Genomic DNA, 14665 nt, shown 5'->3' on the forward strand with positions numbered 1-14665 from the left:
TCGTCGGCCGGGGCCCCATGCGGCCACCGGCATCAGAGCCGGTCACGGCGGGCGACGGTCACCTGGTGGACAACGGTGTCGATGTCGATGCCGGTGGCGAGGTTGATGGCCACATAGTGCCGGTCGCGGTACCAGAGGTGGTCGTCGTGCAGGGTGATCGGGTCACTGTGGAAGGTCCCGTCGGGGTCCAGGCGGACGGGGACGGGGATCGGGTCGCGGTCGACGAGGACGCGGACCTCGCCGGTGTCCGGGAAGGTCGGGTGGTCGGTGAGGTCCACCTGTCCCCGGACGGTGAAGGTGCCGCCGGGCAGCGGGGTGACGACGTCCCGCTGCCCGGCGCTGACGGGCACCAGGTGAACGGCAGGGCCCGGCGCCTGGTCCGGCACGGCCTCGGTCCGGTCGCGCAGGCGCGGCGGGGTGGTGTCGTAGCGGGTGGTGGCGCCGGTCTCGGGGTCGACATTGGTGACGCCCGTGACGACGAGGTTCTTGATGTTCCTGTTGCGGGCGAAGCCGGCGGCGAGGTCGCTCGCGGTGTGGAAGGTCGAGTCGCGGTAGCGGACGTTCTCGACCGGTGAGCGGGAGGCGGCGCTGCGGAAGGAGAAGGTGGTCCTGCCCGGTGTCATGGTGGGCGCGGTGTCGACGCGGTCGAGGAAGACGTTGCGGATGGTGGGGTTGAAGACGGTGGCCTCCGGCGAGGGCGGGGTCACGCCGTAGTCCGCCTCGAACTCCACGAGCCCGAAGGACGCCTGCCGCAGCAGGCAGTCGCGGACGTGGACGTTCTCGACGACGCCGCCCCTGGCCGCGTTCGTCTTGATCTTCAGGGCCATGGCAAGACCAGGGCCTTCGAAGACGCAGTCGTGGACGAAGACGTCGCGGATGGAGCCGGACATCTCGCTGCCCATGGAGATGGCCGCCGAGTGCCCGCCGTCGTTGTGGAAGGTCGAGTGGCGGACGATGATCCGCTCGCTGGGGGCCCGGTGTGCACGGCCGTCGCGGTCGCGGCCGGACTTGATGGCGACGCCGTCGTCGCTGACGGTGACGGTGTTGTGCTCCAGGACGACATCGCGGCAGGACTCGGGGTCCAGGCCGTCGTCGTTGTTCCACCACTGCTCGAAGTCCCGGGTCTTGTCGCTGTGGATGTCGAGGTGGCGGATCAGGACATTGGCGCAGTTCAGGGGGTGGACGATCCAGAAGGGGACGTTGCGGATCCGCAATCCCTCGATGAGCACGTTCACGCAGTCGTTGGGCTGGATGAACGAGGGCCGAAAGGTCGACCGCAGCACCCTGGCGCCGGGTGGTGGGGGCACCTGCCGCACCCGGCCGTCCCGGACGACGGGGATGGTCTCGGGCAGGTGTCCGTCGTCACTGAAGATCCGCGTCTCGACGGGCGTGCCGAGCGCGTTCATCCGTTCGAGGACGCCGTTCTGGCCGTAATCGGCGTTAGGGTCCGCGTCCTCCACGCCCGGCTCACCCCAGTACCCCTTCTTCCAGGGCCGCCAGTTCCACATGTCCTCCTGGCCGTCCAACGTGCCGCCACCGGTCACCGCGATATCGCGCTGGTGCAGGGCATAGATCAGCGGCGAGAAGCCATACAGGTCCGTGCCCTGATAACTGGTGCGCACCACCGGGTAGAACGCGTTGCTCCGATTCCGCACGAACTTCACCACGGCACCCGCCTCGACGCACAGGTTCACGCCGCTGAGCAGGGCGATGGCGCCCGTGTAGTAGGCGCCGTCCTCGTTGGGCGAGGCACCGGGCGGTATGACGACGGTGCCGCCACCGGCGTCATGGCAGTCCTGGATGGCGGCCTTGACGGCGTCGCCGTGGAACCACACCCGCCGGGTGGCGAAGACCAGCGGCGAGTCGGTGACCGCCGGGTCGCCGGCCTGGTTGCCGACGGCGTACGTCTCGGTGATCTCGCGCACCAGGTGCTGGTAGGCGGGCGCCGTGACGTCGAAGCGGCGCGCGGGAAAGGTCGGGGTGTGGGCGTTGACGATACGGTCGATCTCCTCGTACAACGGTGCGTTCCAGTACGCGCCGTCCCGGCGCGCGGCCTCCGGATCGTGGACCGCGAGGGTGTAACCGCCGGTCCCGCGGCCGTCCTCGGCAAGGACCAGTAGACGGTCACCGTCCTCGAGCGCCCCGTCCGGCTTCGGCGCTCCCGACGCGTCCACCACCGTGCGTGTCTGCCCGGAGCCGTCGGAGGCGGTCAGCTCCGCCAGCGCCTGCGCCACGGTGGTGCCGGTGGCGACGGTGATGGTGGACGTGCCGACGGTGCGCACGAACCGCCGCGGGTCAGGTCTGGTGACAACCACGGTGCCGGTGGACGGCACCGCCCTTCCGTGCGGCGCGTCCTCGGTGCTGGCGGGGGCGGGCGTCTTCATGTGCGGAGCTCCTCGATACGGGCGGTCTCTGGTCGCGCCAGGAAGGCGTTGCGGTCAACTGCGCGGAAGCGAAGCGCCGTCGGCGCCACAGGTACCGAACCGTTCGGCGGCCTCGGCACGCCGTCACGGCGCGGGGATCGGCCTGTGCACGCCCCGTGGTCGGTATTCCAGCGCCTCGGAGACGCCGACGAGATCGGCCAGCAGCCAGATGACCGCCAGCCACATCTCGGTGCCCTGAAGTCCCGGCGTGGTGGCCGGGTCGCCGACGGTGGCGGGATGGGGCGCGCGGAAGCCGAAGCCCAGCCGATCGGTCCAGTGTCCGAGCGCGTCCCGCAGAAGCCCGCCGGCCAACTGGACGATCTCGTCGTCGCGGTGCCCGGACTGCCGGGTGAGCCACAGCGGGTGGGCGATGTCGAGGATGTTGCACGCGTTCTGCCGATCCGGTCGAACGAACCGGACGTCCCGGGAATGGGTGAGAACGGTGTCGATGACGCGCTCCGGATAGGGCACCGGCAGCCCGAACTGCGCGAACGTGCCGCGCGACACCCGGTAGAAGCCGTTGACGATCTGGAGCAGTCCGTCCTCCGGCCGTGCCGAGCCCCACATGCCCGTCATCGGGTCGACGTGGGTCAGCAGCCAGCCGAACACCGCTTCCGCCGCCCCGGGGCGCCCTGGGTGCCCGACCTTCCGGTTCCAGTGGACAGCCGTGCCGAGGACGTCGGCCCAGTGCCCCGCGTTCCAGGCGTTCGTCTCCCAGCGCTGCTCCTCCAGCCCCTCGATCAGCCGGTCGGGGCCAGCCTCGGCGACGACATGGACGGGGCTGGGGAACGCGCTGTCGAGGAGCTCGAGCGCGTACCCCACGCTCAGTACGTGGTAAGCGGCGTCGGGATCGAACAGGCCGTCACCGGGGAGCCGTTGGTTGCCGTCGGGAAGCAGCTCACCCACCATGCCGGTCTTCGGATCCTGCCAGCTCCGCAGCCGCTCCACCTGCTCGGCCGCGGGCAGCTGACCGGGGGCGCGCCCGAGGAGCAGGTCGGCGATCTCGATCGCGTCGCACTGGGCGCGCACCGTGGGCGCGGCACCTGGCCGGTCCACGAACAACCCGCCGCCGAGCGACGGTTCGAAGCAGCGGGCCAGGATCTCCTCAGCCTGGGCGCGGGCGGTGTCCGCGAACTCGGCTACGGCGTCGGCGAGATCGTCGGTCCGCGCGGAGGCCGACGGGGCGAGCTGGGGCACGCGCCACTTGATGACCTTCGCGGGATTGCCCCCGACCACGGCGCCGGCCGGGACGTCCCGGGTGACGACGGCCCCGGCGGCGACGACGGCGCGGTCCCCGATCGTCACCCCGTCCAGGACGACGACGTGGGAGCCGATCCACACATCGTCGCCGACCCGGATGCCCAGGCTGGTGAGCGGCTGGCGGTGCACCTCGATGTCCGGGTCAGAGAACGTGTGGTTGAAGCCCAGCAGCGACGTGTGCGCCCCGATGCGCACAGAGTTGCCGAGCTCGACCGTGCCGCGGATCACCGTGTAGGCGTTCATGGTGCACTCACTGCCGGTGCGCAGCGAGCCCGTGAGGTGGGCCCCGGCGGCCACGCTGGTCCACCGGCCGAGACGCAGCTCCTCGTTCTGCACGGACGCGAGCCCCGAGACGAAGCACCGCTCCCCGATCGTGTAACCAGCACGGCGGCCGAGCTCGCGCTGGTGCCGGAGCTGGCGCTCCCGCGCCTCCTCGTCGGCCTCCGTCCAGAAGAGCCATGGCGAGTAGTCGTGACGGAGACGGTCGGGCTGGGGCTCGTCGTCGGTCATGCGGTCCGTCCCCTTCCGGCTCTGCCGCCGGTATCCGGTCACTGTCGCTGAACATCGTTGACAGCGCCCAGCACCTTGTCAATAGCATCAAAACAGAAACTTCCGGTAAGTTGCACCCGCGATACTCCGGACAAGAGCTACTCAGTCGCCCCCATCCGCAAGGGACTGATGCTCCGGGAGAGATACTTCCGCGGCGGACGACGCGGCACACGGAGGTCATGAGCCACCCTCACGAAGCGCCCACGACCGAAAACCCCGGGCCGCCCTCTCGCCCCCGGTCCGGGACCCCGAGGGGCCCCTGCTGTCGCGACCAGAGCACCCCGGTGATCGAAGGGGACACCACGCGACCGATGCCGGACCTGACGCGGCGTCCGTGAGCTTGTCGTCCAACGTCCACACCGGATCGCACCCACGAATCGACCCCTCACCCATACGACCAGGTGGTGCGGCGAGATAGCTTCGAGACATGGACCGAGCGGAAGGCAAGGCACATGTGCAATCCCAGACCTGCCACAGCCCCGATCGCCACACATCACGAAACGGCAAAGCGCCCCTAACCCACCAGCTCAGGAGATACTCTCCCCGCGCGAGCGGGGGTGGTCCGCTGATCGTCTTGAGGGCCTACGCAGGGCGGGAGCTCTCCCCGCGCGAGCGGGGGCGGGTCAGTGCACGATTCATCCGGCACCGGCTCTGGCTCAAGTGTCGCGATCTCGTGGCTCTCCGTTGCCTTTGAAGGAGGCATGGGGGAGATTGGTGGGTGAGCCGGGAGGGCGCCCTGTGGGGATCGTGGTGTTCATGACGTTGCCGGGATTGGTCATCCTGCTGACCGCAGTGGCCTTCGTCGATCGCGTGTTGGTGTCCTGGCGAGGTGGAGCGCGTGGTGGCGGGGTCTCGGCCACGGGCTTCGAGATGCTGCACGCCAGCCTTCTTCCCGGCAAGGAACACGAGATACGGCAGCGCGAGGTCACCACACTGCTCCGCGAGGAAGAGGGAGACGGCGCCCCTCCACACTCCAGGGTCGATCTGGACCAGGGCACGGCCTTCATCCGCACGCGCGATCTCCCCTGACGGCGAGCCAACCCCGCCGTCTCACGCAGCGAGCACCCACCGCACAAGAGGGCAGCGTAGATCGTCTCCATGCCACGAGGGGATTGCCCTCTTCGCACCAGCCGACCCGCGCCTGACGCGGAAATCAAGGAGACTACCGGCGGCCGGTGGACCAGGATTCGAGAATGGAGATGCCCGACGTCACGCGTGCGATGGCGGCTGCGACTTCGATCGCCGTATCACTCGGCCTACCCGTCAGCGGCGCAACCGTGCTCCACAACTCCAACAAGCTGGCACTGCGGCTGACGCCATGCGACGTCTTTGCCCGGATCGCCCCTGTGGGAAAAGAAGTTGCACAGTTCGAAGTCGAGCTCGCTCAGCGACTCGCCGAGGTCGGATGCCCGGTGTGTCCCTTGGAGCCTCGGGCGGACCCGCGTGTGTACACGAGCGATGGCTTCACCGTCACGCTGTGGACCTACTACGAGCCCGTGACACCTGACGTCTCACCCGTCGACTGCGCCAAGGCGCTGGAACTGCTGCATGTCGGCATGCGCAAGGTCCATGTGCCGAGCCCACGGTTCACGGACCGGATCACGGAGGCGGAAGAGGTCGTTGCCGACCCGGATCGCTCGCCGGAGCTCGCCGACGCGGACCGCGTCTTCCTCGGCGGCAGACTGGCAAGCCTGCGACGAGCGATCGAGAAGCGCGGCGCCGTGGAGCAGCTGCTCCACGGCGAGCCGCATCCAGGCAATGTGCTCAGCACGAAGAACGGCCCGTTGTTCATCGACCTCGAGACGTGCTGCCGTGGACCCGTCGAGTTCGACCTCGCCCATGTTCCCCAGGCGGTCTGCGAGCACTACCCGAACATCGACCAAGGGCTGCTGGACGAGTGCCGACAGCTCGTCCTCGCGATGGTCGCGGCATGGCGTTGGGAGCTTGGCGACGAGTTTCCGAACGGGAGGTTGTTCGGAGAAGAACTCCTGCGCGCGCTGCACGACGGTCCTCCTTGGCCGACACTCGACACGTTGACTTCCTCCCCTGCCTAGAGGCGGGGGGTTCCAGCGGTCGCCCGCTGGGGTTCCTGTTTCATCGACGACCGCCGTGTCCGGGAGGACTCCCGTTGAGGTCTTACACCGTCTCCACAGGCTGCTGCCGCCAGCCCGGCGGCCAGGATGGTGCGTGCCGCGTTCACGTCACGGTCATGCACCGCGCCGCACTCACACGTCCACGTCCGGACGTTCAGCGGCAGTTTCCCGCGGACCGTGCCGCAGGCCCCGCACAGCCTCGAGCTGGGGAACCATCGGTCGATCACCACGAGTTCACGCCCGTACCAGGCGCACTTGTACTCCAGCATGGAACGCAGTTCCGTCCGGGCCGCGTCCGAGATGGCGCGCGCGAGACGGCCGTTCTTGAGCAGGTTGCAGACGGCCTCGCGGTTGTTCGAGCCCTTCGCCTTACGGGACAACTCCCGCTGCGCGCGGGCCAGGCGCGCACGGTCACGCCGCTCGTACCGGGGATTGGCGATCTTCTCCCCGGTGGACAGGGTCACCAGCGAGGTGATGCCCGCGTCGACACCGACCGCCGCACCCGTGGCGGGGGCCTCGGTAACGGTGTCCCCGCACAGCAGGGACACGAACCAGCGGCCCGCCGCGTCACAGGACACCGTCACGGTGGACGGCTCCACTCCCCCGGGCAGGGGACGCGACCAGCGGATGTCCAGCGGCCCGCTCATCTTCGCCAGCGTCAACTCCCCCTCACGCCATGCGAAGGCGCTCCGGGTGTACTCGGCCGACGCCCTCGACCTCTTCCGCGACTTGTGGCGCGGGTACCCGGCCCGCTTGGCGAAGAAGCTGGCGAACGCCGTCTGGAGATGCCTCAGGGCCTGCTGGAGCGGGACGCAGGACACCTCGCCCAGGAAGGCGAACTCCCCGGTCCTCTTCCACTCCGTCAGCGCGGCGAAGAACATCGCGCCCATGCCGTTGGGGTCGTATGAGAATCGCTGGGGCGGCGACGGGCCTTGGGTGCTTGCCCGGCGGATCTTGTGGCCATCTGATGGTCGGCTCGTTGCGCTCGACCCGGTCGGGGGTAGCTGCCGGACGCCGTCGTCAGGGTCGGTTCGGGTCGGAGTGCACCACCATGAAGAGCGACCAAGCGGGCGCGGCTGGGTCGTCCGGGCGGGCGGCGAACTCTTCCAGCAGATCCTTGAGCCGGGTGCGGAACTCCTCCATCTGCGGCGGTGGCAGGCGCAGCGCCATCCTGGTGCCCTCGGCCTCGGTCGCGGGGACGAGGGCGAGTTCCTCCAGGAACGCGTCGAGCATCGACCGGTCCAGCGCGGGTGCTTCGAGGTGCCAGCTCTTGCGCGTCGCCAGATACGGGATCTCTCGTGCGCCGCGCGCGCCGCGCCGTTCTTCCTGCGCCTCCAGGAACCCGGTGCGGACCAGCGTTCTGGTGTGGTGCAGCACGCTGGCCGGGTCTCGGCCGAGGATCGCCGCGATCTCCTTGTTCGTGCGCGGCTTCCGCACGCAGATGCGCAGGATGCGCAGGCGGAGGGCGGAGGCGAGTGCCTTCGCCTCCGCGTCGGTCGCCAGTCGGCGTTCGGTCATGACCAGCAGCCTACTGAAGAGCGGACAGCCCGCTGAAGGGCCGGATCGCAAGTGATTGACAAAACTCAATCACTCGTCCAGAGTGCCGCTGTGCCCTTCACAGCCCGGGGATCCGCAGATCTCTCGGCACGCCCACCGTGGCCCGAACGAACGAGGTCGACCATGCCGAACCGTCCCGGAACGACCGGCGGGACCGCCGCTCCCGAGAGCCCCGCAGAGCAGGCGGATGCCCCGCCGAACAGGGGGATGGTGGTCAGTCCCGTCGAGGCTCCCCCGGGGCCCGGGGAGAGGGCGAACGACTACAACAGCTTCGCCGAGGCATACGAGGCCGAGAACGAGACCAGCCTCCTCAACGCCTACTACGCGCACCCCGCGATCGTGGACCTGGCCGGCGACGTGGCGGGCCGCCGGATCCTCGACGCCGGCTGCGGCGCCGGCCCCGTGGCCGCAGACCTGCGCGAGCGGGGCGCCGTCGTCGCCGGTTTCGACTCCAGCGCCGGGATGCTGGAGCTGGCCAGGCAGCGGCTCGGCGACGATGTGGTGCTGGAGCGCGCCGAACTGGGCGGCCCGCTGCCCTTCGCCGATGCCGACTTCGACGACGTCGTCGCCTCCCTGGTCCTGCACTACCTGGAGGACTGGACGACGGCCCTGGCCGAACTGCGGCGCGTGCTGAAGCCCGGCGGCCGCCTCATCGGGTCCGTCCACCACCCCTTCATCCAGCATATGACGGCACCGCCCGGAACCGACTACTTCGCGACCCGCTCCACCTCCCAGTGGTGGGAACTCGGCGGCACCAAGCACCTGATGACCTTCTGGGACCGGCCGTTGCACGCGATCACCGACGCGTTCACCGCGGCCGGCTTCCGGATCGACGTCATCAGCGAACCGGCCCCGGGACCCGGCACCCGCGAACGGTTCCCCGAGGTCTTCGAGCAAAAAGAGTCGGGCAGGTTCCTGTGCTTCCTGTTCTTCGTCCTCACGAAGGCGTGACCTCCGCCCGTAGGCGCGGGCCGTCGGCGCAGGAGCCAGCCTCACGCACGCCTCGCACGGCGTCGCGGATGTCGAGGACCATGACGCCGTCGATCTTCCCGATGCTGCCCTTTCCGAAGCGGACCCACAGCGGGTAGGCCCCGGCGTCGCGGGCGAAGGCGATCTCCACCACGATGTCCGGACCACCGGGCAGCCAGACCACCACGTCCAGCCGCCCGTGGCGGCCCTTGCCCTCGGGAACGACGGGCACCCGCAGCTCGCGGTAGCGGCGCAGGTAGCGGGCAGCGGAGCGAACACCTCGTCGTCGGCCGTGGACCGTACGGCCCGGGTGAGGCTTCGGGTGATCTCGGCCGTGGCGGGCGCCGGGTCGCCGTTCGCCCGGTGCGCGGCCACGGCCTCAGCGGCGCCCCGCGACCAGTCGGAAGGTCCGGGAGGCCCGCCGAGGTCTTGGGCCGACCGAGGTGTCGACGGCCGGGGAGTAGACATCCTGGTTCCACTGCGGCCCATCCGGTGCCGTCGGCAGTCCATGGGAAGGACTCACCAGGCGCCCCAGGAGTGGACCACGCCGCAGTCGACAAGTTCTCCCCGCGCGAGCGGGGTCCCCTACCGGGACGTGTCGTCGGAGTCCTCGTCCACCGCCGGGAGGCGGACCTCCTCGCCCAAGGCGTGGCAGGCGCGTTCGTACCAGTCGACGGGGACCAGGACCGCCTGGGGGGTCTGATAGCGGACGGCCTGGATGTGTTCGCCGCGGTAGGCGAGATCGGGTGAGCGCACGACCCCTCGATCAGGAACCTGGACAAGCCGAGCGGCCAGGTCTCCTGATATCAGGCTCCGCCCGAGGCGGAGGACCCCTGGCCAAGGCCACGGCGGCGCTCGCCGCGAGGCGCTCGCCCACGCGCTCGCCCACGCACCGATCGACGGGCTTCGGCGAGCACGGCGTGATACTCCGCGGCATCACCGCGGGCACGACCCGCACCGGTTCCCGAACTCCGGGAACGCACGGCGGCACACCACGGCACGGTCATCGCCAGTGATGGAGTTGCGACCCTGCGTAGCGACGCCTACGGTCGTCCTCGGTGGCTTCACAGACATCGGTGACAGGGGCGAGACGTGGCACGAGTCGTCATTCGGGGCGGGCTGCTCGTCACGGCAGCCGACGAGGTCGAGGCCGATGTACTGGTGGAAGACGAGAAGGTGGCCGCGCTCGCCGCCCGGGGGAGCGCGGCGGCCGAGGGATGGACCGCCGAGCGGGTCATCGACGCCACGGGGATGTACGTCATCCCCGGCGGGGTCGACGCGCACACCCACATGGAGATGCCGTTCGGCGGCACGGTCGCCTCGGACTCGTTCGCCACGGGGACGCGGGCCGCCGCCTGGGGCGGGACGACGACCGTCGTCGACTTCGCCGTGCAGGAGCGGGGCGGCTCGCCGCGGGCCGCGCTCGACGCGTGGCATGAGAAGGCGGCGGGGCAGTGCGCGATCGACTATTCCTTTCACCTGATCATGTCGGATGTGACCGCGGGGGCGCTGGGCGAGATGGACGCCCTGGTGGGCGAGGGCGTGACGTCGTTCAAGCTGTTCATGGCCTATCCGGGGGCGCTCTACAGCGACGACGGGCGCATCCTCCGCGCCCTTCAGCACGCCGAGCGCAGCGGGGCGACCGTCATGGTGCACGCGGAGAACGGCATCGCGATCGACGTGCTCGTCGAGCAGGCCGTCGCGGAGGGCAGGACAGCGCCGCGGTACCACGGGGAGACGCGGCCCGCGCTGCTCGAGGCGGAGGCCACGCACCGGGCCATCGCGCTGGCGCGGGTGGCGGGCGGGCCCCCGCTGTACGTGGTGCATGTGTCGGCCGAGGAGGCGGTGCGCGAGCTGGCGGCGGCGCGGGACGCGGGGCTGCCGGTCTTCGGGGAGACGTGTCCGCAGTATCTCTTCCTGTCCGACGAGGAGTTGGCGCGCCCCGGCTTCGAGGGCGCCAAGTATGTGTGCAGCACGCCGCTGCGCCCCGAGGGCCACGGGGCGGCGCTGTGGCGGGCGTTGCGGACCGACGACCTCCAGGTGGTGTCGACGGACCACTGCCCGTTCTGCTTCGCCGAGCAGAAGGAGCTCGGCCGCGGGGACTTCTCCCTCATCCCCAACGGGCTGCCCGGCGTGGAGCATCGCATGGACCTGCTGCACCAGGCCGTGGTCGAGGGCCGCATCTCGCGGCGCCGGTGGATCGAGGTGGCGTGCGCGGCGCCCGCCCGGATGTTCGGGCTCTACGGGCGCAAGGGCACCGTCGCGCCGGGCTCCGACGCGGACATCGTGGTCTACGACCCGGCCGCCGAGCAGGTGATCTCCGCGGCGAACCACCACATGAACGTGGACTACTCCGCTTATGAAGGAAGGCGAGTCATGGGGCAGGTGGTCACCGTGCTGTCGCGCGGCGAGACCGTCGTCGAACGGCGGCGCTGGACCGGGCGCGCGGGGTGGGGCACGTTCGTGCCGCGCGCCACGTGCCAGCTGGTGGGGTGAGGGCGGCATGGACTTCGGCCTGGTGCTCCAGACGGACCCGCCGGCCCGCGAGGTGGTGGCGCTGATGCGGCGCGCGGAGGAGGCGGGGTTCCGCTACGGCTGGACGTTCGACTCGGCCGTGCTCTGGCAGGAGCCCTTTGTCATCCTCAGCCAAGTCCTCGCACAGACACGGGAGTTGCGCGTGGGCCCGATGGTGACCAACCCCGGGACCCGGAGCTTGGAGGTCACCGCTTCGACGTTCGCGACGCTCAACGAGATGTTCGGCAACCGCACGGTGTGCGGCATCGGCCGCGGCGACTCGGCGATGCGCGTCGCTGGCCGCGCCCCGAACAGCCTGGCCACGCTGCGCCAGGCGGTGGACGCCATCCGCGACCTCGCCGAGGGCCGGGAGGCCGTGCTCGACGGCGTGCCGGTGCGGATCCCCTGGGTGGTGGACGGTCGGCTGCCGGTGTGGGTCGCGGCCTATGGGCCCAAGGCCCTCGCGCTCACGGGGGAGTTGGCCGACGGGTTCATCCTCCAGCTGGCGGATGTGTTCCTCACGGAGTGGATGACCGCGGCCGTCCGGGTGGCCGCGACGGCCGCGGGGCGCGACCACGGCGAGGTGACCGTGTGCGTCGCCGCGCCCGCCTATGTGACGCGGGACGACTCCCCAGCCGCGCTCGCCCACGCCCGCGAGCAGTGCCGCTGGTTCGGCGGCATGGTGGGCAACCATGTGGCCGACCTGGTCGCCCGGTACGGCACCGAGACCGGCATGGTGCCCGAGGCGTTGACCGCCTACATCACCGGGCGCGCCGGGTACGACTACGGCCACCACGGCCGTTCGGGCCACCCGGACGCGGCGTTCGTGCCGGACGAGATCGTGGACCGCTTCTGCCTGTTGGGCCCGCCCGAGGCGCACATCGCCAAGCTGCGGCGGCTGCGGGCGCTCGGCGTGGACCAGTTCGCGGTGTACGCGATGCACGACGAGCGGGAGCGCGTGATCGACGTCTACGGCGAGCACGTCATCCCGGCGCTGGCCGAGGACGACGGACGCGGTGGCGGCGATGAGGGCGGTGCTCAGAGGGGCGCTCAGGGGGGCGCTCAGGGCGGCGAGGTCCCCGCCGCCCACGCGCGGCGCCGCCCCGGTGGACCTCACCGGTGACGGCGCCGCCGTGTGGCGCGTGGGGAGCGCGGCCGCGGGGCGGGCCGCGGCCGCGGCCGCGCGGCTGACGCCGCGAACTCCCCTTCGCCCAGGCTCAGTCGGGCGCGTCGAGGATCAGCCAGAGGCGGTCGAGGCTCCACCAGGGCTCGAGGAGCGTGACCCAGCTGTCCTTGTGGTCGGGGTGCGTCAGGCCGATGACGAGGCCCTCCTCCCTGAGGGCGATCTGGTGGTATTCGCCCCTGCGCCGGATCTCCCACGTGTCGCGGGCGCCGACCAGCGGCCCGGTCTCCAGCAGGATGGGGCCCTGATAGCGGATGTTCTCGTACACCGCGGCGTTCTCGCTCTTGCGCAGAGGCTCCACATAGCGCTCGTGCGACACATGCTCGATGCGGAAGCCGCCGCCGTCCGCGGGCGCGAAACGGAAACGGTGGCAGTCCTTCAGCTCACGGTGGTCCTCGCGGAGCGCCTGGAGGTGCTGCCGCTTGTTGATGAAGGAGTCGGGGATGAGCACGCCCCCTGAGTGGGCGCTCACGATCATCTTCTCGCCGACGGCCAGGTCTTCGAGGTCCGCGGTGGGACAGAGAGACTCGGAAGCCATCTTCACCTCGTGGTTCATTTCGCGCTTGGTGATCTTTCGCGAAGAGACTCCCCACTCCTGACCCGAGCCGCCCCTTTTTCACTCGTAGTGGTGAACCACCCGCCGTCGGGCGTACGTTGCGGGCCCGGAGCCCGGCGGGACGAGCCGTGCTCGGGAACGCGCGGGAGGGGCCGGGTGAGGGGCGTGGCGAAGGGTGTGCTGAACGGCAGGAACGCCGTGGTCACCGGGGGTTCGCGGGGCATCGGGCGGGCGGTGGTCGAGCGCCTGTGCCGCGCCGGGGCCACCGTGGTCTTCGGCTACGCCACCCACCAGGCGGCGGCGAACGACGTGGTGCGCGCCGTGGCGGCGGCGGGCGGCGCGGCGCGCGCGCCGCGCGCCGACCCCGCCGAACAGGGCGCCGCCGAACGGCTGTTGGAGGATGCGGAGAAGCTGTTCGACGGCCTTGGCATCCTCTGCGCCACGCCGCCCGTCACATGCGCGACGGGTGGACCGGCCTGAGCGGGCGGGCCGTTCAGCCGGGGAGGCCGACGGGGGCCCGGCGGTAGCCGTTCTCCTCCGCCGTCCCCCGGAGCCCGCCCGTCGGCAGCCAGCCCCACAGCAGCTCGCCGCCGGGGCTGACATAGGGGTCGTCGAAGGGCCTCGGCACGCCCGGCGCGGCCTCGCCGGTCATCAACACATGGGCGACGGCCGCGAGCCAGGCGCCGAACGACGGCCACGTGCCGTCGCCGAACGACCCCGAGCCGTCGTGCCCGCTCCACCCCAGGCGGCCATGCCCCGGCCCAGGGCGCATGTCGATGACGTCGAGATCCCCCTGGAAGTGGGCGACGGGGATCCACAGCCGGTCCCAGTAGGGGTGTTCGAGCGGCGCGAGCGCCTCGTCGTCCTCGTCCTCGTCGTCGCGGAACTCCGCCTCGACCTGGTTGCGCAGCTCCCACTGCTCGACCACGCCGTCGATCGGCAGCAGCATCAGGTCGGGCAGCACCTCGACGTCGGGGTCGGCACCGTTGTGGCAGGCGAGCGAGGCGGCGAGGTCGGCGGGCAGCGGGATGCCGAGCACCCGCTCGGCGGCGGCCAGCGCCGCCGGGTCGGCCCCCGGGTTCAGCCGGGCCGCACTCGCCGGGGCATGAGCGGCCAACCACGCGTCGATGCGCGCCCATGACTCGGCCACGGGGACGCTGAGGGCTTCGGTCACTCGGACATTATGCCGATGCGTTCATCGGCCCGGATCCGGCCGCCCCGGCCCTGGCGTGCCTCCCACGCCGACCCAACATGAACGAGAGAGGCTCATGGCCGTGCCACGCGCGGGGGCGTTCGCGGAGGCGATGCGGGCGGCGGGCACCGTCGCCTGAGTGCTTCCCGGGGTCGCCGGGTCCTACCGGCTCCCCGGCGGCACGGGGGCCGGTGGCTACCGCGCGGTGCTGGTCGCCGACGCGTGCGCGACGCGCGACGACGCGGCGCACAACGCTACGCTCGCGACGGTCTACCGCGGCTTCGGCGATGTCCGCCCGACGGCGGAGGTCATGGCGTTGCTGCTGAGCCGCTGAGGGACGTGCCGCGGGCGCCGCAGGCGTTGGCGACG

Annotated in this window: 13 protein-coding genes and 2 pseudogenes; 7 read left to right on the plus strand and 8 right to left on the minus strand. The window is 70.9% G+C overall.

Annotation, left to right across the window (positions count from 1 at the left end):
* Window positions 1–32: 32 nt before the first annotated feature.
* On the minus strand, window positions 33–2384 hold the full coding sequence (locus D7318_RS26680) for a glycoside hydrolase family 28 protein (protein ID WP_120699777.1): 2352 nt from the start codon (window positions 2382–2384) through the stop codon (window positions 33–35).
* A gap of 1236 nt (window positions 2385–3620) precedes the next feature.
* A pseudogene (locus D7318_RS35030) lies at window positions 3621–3776 on the minus strand (DapH/DapD/GlmU-related protein); the annotation flags it as partial.
* A 1194-nt stretch (window positions 3777–4970) separates the two neighbouring features.
* On the opposite strand from D7318_RS35030, the gene D7318_RS26690 reads away from it, so the two are divergent.
* Complete coding sequence (locus tag D7318_RS26690; protein ID WP_120699779.1) at window positions 4971–5261, plus strand: DUF6191 domain-containing protein; 291 nt, start codon at window positions 4971–4973, stop codon at window positions 5259–5261.
* 164 nt (window positions 5262–5425) lie between these two features.
* The gene (locus D7318_RS26695; protein ID WP_183091512.1) at window positions 5426–6286 is read left to right on the plus strand and encodes a phosphotransferase; all 861 of its coding nucleotides are present in this window, start codon (window positions 5426–5428) and stop codon (window positions 6284–6286) included.
* Here the strand turns inward: D7318_RS26695 and D7318_RS26700 are convergent.
* Window positions 6283–7197: pseudogene (locus tag D7318_RS26700) on the minus strand (RNA-guided endonuclease InsQ/TnpB family protein); the annotation flags it as partial. The gene D7318_RS26695 and the pseudogene D7318_RS26700 overlap by 4 nt on opposite strands.
* A 148-nt stretch (window positions 7198–7345) precedes the next feature.
* On the minus strand, window positions 7346–7843 hold the full coding sequence (locus tag D7318_RS26705; RefSeq protein WP_120699780.1) for an ArsR/SmtB family transcription factor: 498 nt from the start codon (window positions 7841–7843) through the stop codon (window positions 7346–7348).
* A 246-nt stretch (window positions 7844–8089) separates the two neighbouring features.
* On the opposite strand from D7318_RS26705, the gene D7318_RS26710 reads away from it, so the two are divergent.
* Window positions 8090–8833: a class I SAM-dependent methyltransferase gene (locus tag D7318_RS26710; RefSeq protein ID WP_120699781.1), complete on the plus strand. Its 744-nt coding sequence runs from the start codon at window positions 8090–8092 to the stop codon at window positions 8831–8833.
* Here D7318_RS26710 and D7318_RS26715 read toward each other — a convergent pair.
* Window positions 8820–9083: a hypothetical protein gene (locus D7318_RS26715; RefSeq protein ID WP_120699782.1), complete on the minus strand. Its 264-nt coding sequence runs from the start codon at window positions 9081–9083 to the stop codon at window positions 8820–8822. The two genes, D7318_RS26710 and D7318_RS26715, sit on opposite strands and share 14 nt — an antisense overlap.
* A 353-nt stretch (window positions 9084–9436) precedes the next feature.
* Window positions 9437–9607, minus strand: coding sequence for a hypothetical protein (locus D7318_RS33060; protein WP_183091511.1), 171 nt, complete (start codon window positions 9605–9607; stop codon window positions 9437–9439).
* A gap of 336 nt (window positions 9608–9943) precedes the next feature.
* Between D7318_RS33060 and hydA the strand changes: the two genes are divergently transcribed.
* Together hydA and D7318_RS26725 are read left to right on the plus strand one after the other, a co-directional pair.
* Complete coding sequence (hydA, locus tag D7318_RS26720) at window positions 9944–11347, plus strand: dihydropyrimidinase (RefSeq protein ID WP_120699783.1); 1404 nt, start codon at window positions 9944–9946, stop codon at window positions 11345–11347.
* Between the two features lie 7 nt (window positions 11348–11354).
* A complete protein-coding gene (locus D7318_RS26725; RefSeq protein WP_120699784.1) occupies window positions 11355–12488 on the plus strand; it encodes a TIGR03842 family LLM class F420-dependent oxidoreductase in 1134 nt (377 codons plus the stop codon).
* A 94-nt stretch (window positions 12489–12582) separates the two neighbouring features.
* On the opposite strand, the gene D7318_RS26730 is transcribed toward D7318_RS26725, so the two are convergent.
* Entirely contained in the window at window positions 12583–13086 is a 504-nt protein-coding gene (locus D7318_RS26730) for a hypothetical protein (protein ID WP_147437838.1), read from the minus strand.
* A gap of 183 nt (window positions 13087–13269) precedes the next feature.
* Between D7318_RS26730 and D7318_RS26735 the strand changes: the two genes are divergently transcribed.
* Window positions 13270–13584, plus strand: a complete 315-nt coding sequence (locus tag D7318_RS26735; RefSeq protein WP_230424125.1) for an SDR family NAD(P)-dependent oxidoreductase — start codon at window positions 13270–13272, stop codon at window positions 13582–13584.
* Between the two features lie 13 nt (window positions 13585–13597).
* On the opposite strand, the gene D7318_RS26740 is transcribed toward D7318_RS26735, so the two are convergent.
* Window positions 13598–14278, minus strand: a complete 681-nt coding sequence (locus tag D7318_RS26740) for an SMI1/KNR4 family protein (RefSeq protein ID WP_120699786.1) — start codon at window positions 14276–14278, stop codon at window positions 13598–13600.
* Window positions 14279–14435: 157 nt separating this feature from the next.
* Here D7318_RS26740 and D7318_RS26745 point away from each other — a divergent pair, with 157 nt between their 5' ends.
* Window positions 14436–14630, plus strand: coding sequence for a cysteine hydrolase family protein (locus D7318_RS26745; protein ID WP_120699787.1), 195 nt, complete (start codon window positions 14436–14438; stop codon window positions 14628–14630).
* Window positions 14631–14665: the final 35 nt, after the last annotated feature.

The organism is Streptomyces radicis (assembly GCF_003626575.1).
Classification (GTDB): Bacteria; Actinomycetota; Actinomycetes; order Streptomycetales; family Streptomycetaceae; genus Streptomyces; species Streptomyces radicis.